The sequence below is a fragment of the Desulfobacterales bacterium genome (genome assembly GCA_021647905.1).
Taxonomy (GTDB): Bacteria; Desulfobacterota; Desulfobulbia; order Desulfobulbales; family BM004; genus JAKITW01.
On sequence record JAKITW010000029.1, the window covers coordinates 21,873 to 28,934 of the forward strand.

6 protein-coding genes are annotated in these 7,062 nt (G+C 60.6%); 2 read left to right on the top strand and 4 right to left on the bottom strand.

What is annotated here, in order from left to right; all coding sequences use genetic code 11:
* Positions 1-8: 8 nt before the first annotated feature.
* Both mltG and lon read right to left on the bottom strand, forming a co-directional pair.
* Positions 9-1,073: an endolytic transglycosylase MltG gene (gene mltG, locus L3J03_06145; GenBank protein MCF6290557.1), complete on the bottom strand. Its 1,065-nt coding sequence runs from the start codon at positions 1,071-1,073 to the stop codon at positions 9-11.
* 72 nt (positions 1,074-1,145) lie between these two features.
* On the bottom strand, positions 1,146-3,572 hold the full coding sequence (lon, locus tag L3J03_06150; GenBank protein MCF6290558.1) for an endopeptidase La: 2,427 nt from the start codon (positions 3,570-3,572) through the stop codon (positions 1,146-1,148).
* Between the two features lie 307 nt (positions 3,573-3,879).
* Here lon and L3J03_06155 point away from each other — a divergent pair, with 307 nt between their 5' ends.
* Complete coding sequence (locus L3J03_06155) at positions 3,880-4,680, top strand: hypothetical protein (GenBank protein MCF6290559.1); 801 nt, start codon at positions 3,880-3,882, stop codon at positions 4,678-4,680.
* On the opposite strand, the gene L3J03_06160 is transcribed toward L3J03_06155, so the two are convergent.
* The gene (locus L3J03_06160) at positions 4,681-4,968 is read right to left on the bottom strand and encodes a hypothetical protein (protein MCF6290560.1); all 288 of its coding nucleotides are present in this window, start codon (positions 4,966-4,968) and stop codon (positions 4,681-4,683) included.
* Here L3J03_06160 and L3J03_06165 point away from each other — a divergent pair, their 5' ends adjacent.
* On the top strand, positions 4,969-6,063 hold the full coding sequence (locus tag L3J03_06165) for a hypothetical protein (GenBank protein MCF6290561.1): 1,095 nt from the start codon (positions 4,969-4,971) through the stop codon (positions 6,061-6,063).
* Between the two features lie 76 nt (positions 6,064-6,139).
* Here L3J03_06165 and L3J03_06170 read toward each other — a convergent pair whose 3' ends face one another.
* Entirely contained in the window at positions 6,140-6,610 is a 471-nt protein-coding gene (locus L3J03_06170) for a universal stress protein (protein ID MCF6290562.1), read from the bottom strand.
* Positions 6,611-7,062: the final 452 nt, after the last annotated feature.

Sequence of the window (7,062 nt, forward strand, 5' to 3'; positions counted from 1 at the left end):
GTCCTCTGTCATCTCCCTGTCTTCTGATAACGGGCCACGGCCCGGTTATGCTCGGCCAGGCTCCTGGAAAAATAATGGCTGCCGTCGTTCCTGGCGACAAAATAGAGATAGGACTCCGTGGCCGGCGCCAGTACCGCGGCAATGGCCGCCCGGCCCGGATTACAGATCGGCCCGGGCGGCAGTCCCTTGATCAGATAGGTATTGTACGGCGTCGGTTGTTCAAGGTCCTGCCGGGTCAACCGCCCCCACTCCTTCCGGCTCAACAACAGACCGTAACGCACCGTCGGATCGGCCTGGAGACGCATCCCCAACCGGAGCCGGTTGAGAAAAACCCGGGCCACCAGCGGCCGTTCCCCGGGCCGGCCGGTCTCCTTTTCCACGATCGAGGCCAGGGTGAGAATCTGGTGCCGGGACATACCGTTTTCTTGCGGGTACTGTTCGAGAAGCCGGGCAAGGACCCGCTGGTTCCCGGCCACCATCAGCCTGATGATTCCGCCCTCATCCTGCTGGCCGCGGGAGAGCAGATAGGTGTCCGGAAAAAGATATCCCTCCAGGTCATTGACATCCAGGCCCAGTTTGCGGATAAACCCGGGATCGCGGCACCGGGCCAGGAAACGGTCCCGGTCCACCCAGCCGTCCCTGGCCAGGATATCCGCCACCTGATATTGGTTCATCCCCTCGGGAATGGTCACCGGCCGGTATAAGACCCGGCCCGAGACGAGCAGATCAAGCACCTGGAGCGGTGTCCGGCCGGCCGGAAAAAGATATTCACCGGCCTTGAGCCGACGGCCCTTGCCGGTGATCGCGGCCAGGATAACCAAGGGGGTATTCCCGCGGATCACCCCATGGGCGGCCAGGATCTTCTCGATCCGGGCCAGGCCGGTGGCCTGGGGAATGACCACCGTGACCGGCCCGCCATTGACCGGAATAAAGGCATGGCAGGCAAGCCAGACCGCCCAGAGAAGCGGAATCCCCACCAGAAAGGGCAGGATCCACTTTAAAAAAGAGGGCGGCGCCGCGGCCGCGTTTCCGCCAGTTTTCGTTTCATCCGACGTGGAGAGGTCCCGGTCCATGCCCTTACCGTAATTGATCGCAACCGTTCTTCAGGGACTGTAAATTTACGGAAACCACCGGCCTGTAAGCGTTTACCCGGTCTTCTTCTTTTTACCGGCCATTGCTTTTTTCTTCATTATGAGCGCTTTCCTGCGTTTCTTGAAATCCTTAAACACCAGGGCCAGAATCTCGTCCATGTGCTTTACCGGGATGAACTGCATCTGGGCCCGGATATCCTTGGGGATATCGGCCAGGTCCTTTTTGTTCTGATCCGGAATAATCACCGTCTTGATCCCGGCCCGCAAGGCGGCGAGCGCCTTTTCCTTGAGCCCGCCGATCGGGAGTACCCGGCCGCGCAGGGTAATCTCGCCGGTCATCGCAATTCCCGAGGCGGCCTTCTGTTTGGACAGGGCGGAATAGAGGGAGGTGGCAATGGTCACCCCTGCCGAAGGCCCGTCCTTGGGTATGGCCCCGGCCGGCACGTGGACATGGATATCAATCCCCTCGAAATAATCCTCAGCCACCCCCAGGTCCTCCTGGCGGGACCGGCAGTAGCTCAGGGCGGCCCGGGCCGATTCCTTCATCACGTCACCCAGCTGGCCGGTAAGGGTAAGATTGCCGCGGCCCTTGATCACCATGGTTTCCACATAGAGGATCTCGCCGCCCACCTCGGTCCAGGCCAGGCCGGTGGTCAGACCCGGCTGATCAATGGCCTCCTGCTCGAACTCGGGCAGAAAAACCGGCGGCCCCAGATACTTGTCCAGGGTCCGGTTGGAGATGGTATAAGGTCCTTTTCCGCCCTCGGCAACCCGCCGGGCCACCTTGCGGCAGACCTTGCCGATCTCCCGCTCCAGATTTCTCAGACCGGATTCACGGGTATAATGGGTGATGATCTTCCTGATCATCTCTTCACCCAGTTTGATCTGGCGCTCGGTGATCCCGTTCTCGCTCAATTGCCGGGGCAGCAGGTAGCGGCGGGCTATTTCCAGTTTCTCCTCCAGGGTGTAGCCGGACAACCGGATAACCTCCATCCGGTCCATCAGCGGCCGCGGGATGGTGTCGGTGAGGTTGGCGGTGGTGATGAACATCACCTTGGACAAATCGCAGGGCAGGTTGAGGTAATGATCGGAAAAGCTGAAATTCTGCTCTGGATCAAGGACCTCCAGCAGGGCTGACGAGGGATCGCCCCGATAGTCGGCCCCCACCTTGTCGATCTCATCGAGCATGAATACCGGATTGTTGGTGCCCACTACCTTCAACCCCTGGATGATCCGGCCGGGCATGGCGCCGATATAGGTCCGCCGGTGGCCACGGATCTCGGCCTCGTCGCGCATCCCGCCCAGTGACAGCCGATGAAACTTGCGCCCCAGGGCCCGGGCGATTGACTGACCCAGCGAGGTCTTGCCCACCCCGGGAGGACCGACGAAACAGAGAATCGGCCCCTTGGTGGACTTGTTCAACTTACGCACCGCCAGATACTCAATGATCCGCTCCTTGACCTTGTCCAGGCCGTAATGATCGGCATCCAGCACCTTCTTGGCCATCTTCAGATCAAGCCGGTCCCGGCTCGATTTGCGCCAGGGCACATCCAGCAGCCAGTCGAGGTAGGTCCGGATAATCGATGCCTCCGAGGCATCAGGGTGCATCACCTCCAGCCGTTTGAGCTGTTTCAAGGCCTCGTCCCTGACCACCCGCGGCATCCGCCGCTTGGTAAACTGGACCCGCAGATCCTCCAGTTCCTGGGATCGGTCATCCACATCACCCAGTTCCTTTTTCAGGGCCTGGATCTGTTCCCGGAGATAATACTCCCGCTGCGAGCGACTCATCTCCTCCTTGGCCTCGGACTGGATCTTGGCCTGCATGGTGGAGACCTCCAGTTCGCGGCGGAGAAACTCGGCAACCAGCTTCAACCGCTCTATCGGGCCAAAGGTCTCCAGGACCGACTGGGACTCAGCCACCTTGAGATGGAGGTTGGAACCGACCAGGTCGGCCAGCCGGCCCGGCTCCTCGATGTTGTTCATGATCATCACCAGGTCAGACGAAAGCACCCCGCGCAGGGACATCAACTTCTCGGTCTGCTCGCGCACCGTCCGCATCAGGGCCTCGGTCTCCACGGTGATCTCGTCGATCTCCTGCTCCTCGACCACCTCGATCTTGACCGAGAAATGGGGGTCCTCCCGGACATACTCCCTGATCCGGGCCTTGGACAGGGCCTGGACCAGTACCTTGAGCCGGCCGTCCGGCAGCTTGAGGGTCCGCATGATCATGCTCACCATGCCCACCTGGTACAGATCTTCCTGGCCCGGCTCCTCCTTGGTGGCATCCTTCTGGGTCACCAGCATCAGCAGCTTGTCCTTGGCCAGGGCCTCGTTGACCGCGGCCACCGAGGTCGGCCGGCCCACGAACAGGGGGATGATCATGTAATTGAAAACCACCACATCCCGGACCGCCATCATCGGCAGCTCTTCCGGTATATCAAAATCCTGCCGTTCGGTGAAATCGTCCATGCCGGCACTCATTGAATCGTTCAGTCCCACAACAACCTCCAGTATGTAATATGTAATGGCGGCACGCCCAGGCCCTCGGCAACCGCGCCCCTTGAACCTACCGCTTAGCATGATTCCGGCCGCGACAAAAGAAAAAAACACAACGCGGTAGAAATAATGACAAAAAGTGATCAAAAGTTAAGCATCGGCAACCCTGAAGTCAAGGGTGACCGGCCGGCATCAGCCGCCTTTTTTCTGCTTGAATAAATCGAGCAATTACTCCATTATGGGCAGGTATCCATAAGCCTGTTTTTAAGAACCACTATCCTCCGGAGCGAGCATGCTGACCGCGGCGTCCTTTTTCGATCTTGCCGACTTTGCCCATGGCGATCTGTTTCCATCCGGGGCCCGGGCATGGGAGCCCCTGACCCTGCTCGGCCCCTATCTGGAAAACTCCAGCTATCCACCCCTGGACCGGAATCTTGTCCCGGCCGACGCGCCCCTGGCCCGGACCGTTATTTTCCATCACGGCTCCTTTATCGATGCCCAGGGGCTGACCATCAAATTCGGGGACACCACCAAGGGCGGGCTTGAGGTCCTTGACGGCCGGACATTGCTGGCCGGCGCCAGTGTAATCATGGCCGGCGCGGTGCTGATGGGCTCCAGGATCAAACTCGGGGCCGGGGTGCTGGTTGAACCGGGCGCCCTGATCAAGTCGCCGGTTATCCTGGGCGATCATACCGAGGTCCGCCAGGGGGCCTACCTGCGCGGCTTCTGCCTTACCGGCCGCGGCTGCGTGCTGGGCCATACCACCGAGGTCAAGAACGCCATCCTCCTGGACCGGGCCAAGGCCGGCCATTTCGCCTATCTCGGAGACAGCATCCTGGGCAATGACGTCAACCTGGGGGCTGGCACCAAACTGGCCAACCTGCGTTTTACCGAGGGCACGATACTGATAAAGACCCCGCACGGACCGGTGGACACCGGCCTCAGAAAACTGGGCGCCATTCTCGGCGACCAGGTCCAGACCGGCTGCAACGCGGTAACCAGCCCCGGCACCCTGCTGGGCCGGAGATCCATGGTCCTGCCCAACATCACCGTTCGGGCCGGCTGCCACGGGGACAATTCGCTGATCCGGTGACTAACCCCTGGTCAGGTGTTCGTTAATGGCAAAGAGGAGTCCGGTAATAATCCCCAGGGTGCAGTAGATCCGGAGCATCCGGTCCCAGGAAAGACGGGCCCCGGAGACCCGCCGCAGGAAGTAGACAACCAGAAAGGTGGCCCCGATCACATAGGGGGCCGTGGTCAGTATCTGGACCACGGTGGCTGCCAGGGAGTCGACCGGCCGGCCCGGGGTATAACGAAAGTTGAAGATGAGATAGGCCAGTATGACCAGGGCCAATGAAACCTTTTCCTTGAGTTTTTGCATATGAATCCAATGACCGCGCTGTTGTTTCCCGATACCGCGCCAAGCGGTGATATTGTCCGTCAGCTCCTGTTCTTTTTCGAAAAACTGATCCTTTATCTTCCGGCCGAACCAGATCCCGCGGGCCAACCGGACCCGGCGGCCGGCCTGCCCGGATCCCTCTGCCGCGCCTATCCGCCGGCCCCCCTGGGCAATGAACTGGACCGGTTCCATGGTCTGATCCGGGAGCTGGAACAGCATAAACAGGGCCGGGCCGGTCAACTCGGCACCCTGGCCCTGGCCGTCCTGTCCACCGCCCTGGCCGGTGACCGGGACGAGGCATCCAGCACCCGGCTGCGGGCCGCCCTGACCCGCTCCCCGGACAAGGTCGTAAGCGCCCGGCAAGGGGAACTATGGCAGGCCCGGGTCCTGCTCCGGCTGGCCGAAACCCTGGACCGCGAGGAACAGGAGATTGCCGCGGGGCTGACCGCGGTTGCCGGCAGCGAACGCGACCTGCTCGACGCCCTCAGGGGCCGGGCCGGCGAAGATGACCGGGAATGGCGGGAACCGGCCCTTGTGACGCCGGGGGCCGTTGTCCGGCAACGGGTCAAGGCCTTTGCCCGCTTGTATCTTGCCGATACCGACCCGGAACAGCCCCAGGTTCTTGCCACCGGCCGGTTCGAGGCGGCGGATCCCCTGCTGGCGGCCTATGAAAAACTACGCAACGACCCGCCGGTGCTGCGCTTCACCCTGCCATTGCCCGATCCCGGAGATATATCCGCAACAGGTGGTGACATCGCGGCCTATATTGACCTGCGCGCCGCTTTCCGGATCCAGGCCGGCCCGGCCATTGGTACATTGACCGGAACCCCTGGTGATCCGGACGGACCGGAACCTGACCAGGCAATCGCCGCCTGGGAGAAGGCGCTGGCCGATACGGTTTCGCCGGGGCCATGGCCATGGGAAATGCAGCTTTACGCCTTTCCGGGGGTAAGCGTGGAGACCCTTTTCCGCCATGCCTTCCCGGCAACGGCCGGGACAGATGTCTCGACAATTACCAGAGTCCCCATCCCGGCCGCCGGTCCCGCCGGCCTGCTGGCCCTGCTCCGCCGGCGTTAGCTTTTGCCTTGATAAGGATTGTCGGTCTCGCAACAACCCGCTCGACGGACGTGTGTCATGTTGTAACTTGTTGATTTTATTGGGTGGCATTGGAAGCCTTTCGGGTTGTTACCAGTTCATCAGGATTGATGGTCATCACCGGACAGGGGGCTGACTTGACCACCTTGTTGGCAACACTGCCGAACATGACCCGCTCCAACCCCTTGTACCCGTGGGTGCCCATCACGATCAGATCAACGCCCGTCTCCTTGGCATGGCCGACGATCTGCTCGCCCACGTCACCGATCAGGACCGTGGTCGTCTTGACCCGGCGGGAGCCGAGGAACTCGGTCATCTTCTTTTCCGCCGCTGCCACCATTTCGCCCTCAAACTGGGCCATGGGCATATGGGGAACAAAGAACCCGGAGTAATCGTCAAAGCTCTGCACCACAAAGACCACCTCCAGCTCCGCCCCGAACTTGTCGGCGATAAAAACCGCTGAATCAAGGATCTTGTCCGAATTTTCGGAAAAATCCACTGGCACCAAAATACGTTTAATCTCGTCCATTGTCACGCCTCCCGAGTTGCAGCTAGTTTATCTGAAAATCGCCGCCAGTACCGCCCCTGCCCCGCCGGGCACTGCCTTTGATTATTTCGTTACAGCCGGCCGATATGGGCCGGCCGGCAAGGAGCATTGGCCACGGACCCCACCTAAATCTCCCACAGAGCATACGGTAATGCAAGGTAATTGAACAACAAAACCTTCCCTGAAAACAGCAGCGGGATGCTCCGGCCATGGGCCGCCGGTGGTGGCCGACAAAATCCCGGCCGCCATGATAAAGGATTGACCCGCACCAGTTGAGACAATATAATAATCGGTTCATATAAAAAAAATCGTAAGGTTTCGGTAAACCCCGTACGTTTGAGGTTGGACCGGGAAAGGGGTTTTCTTATACCGAACGGTGTAGCGGACCCTGAGCCGCAGCCGTGACGGCAAAAGCGGAATTTGAAACAACTTCG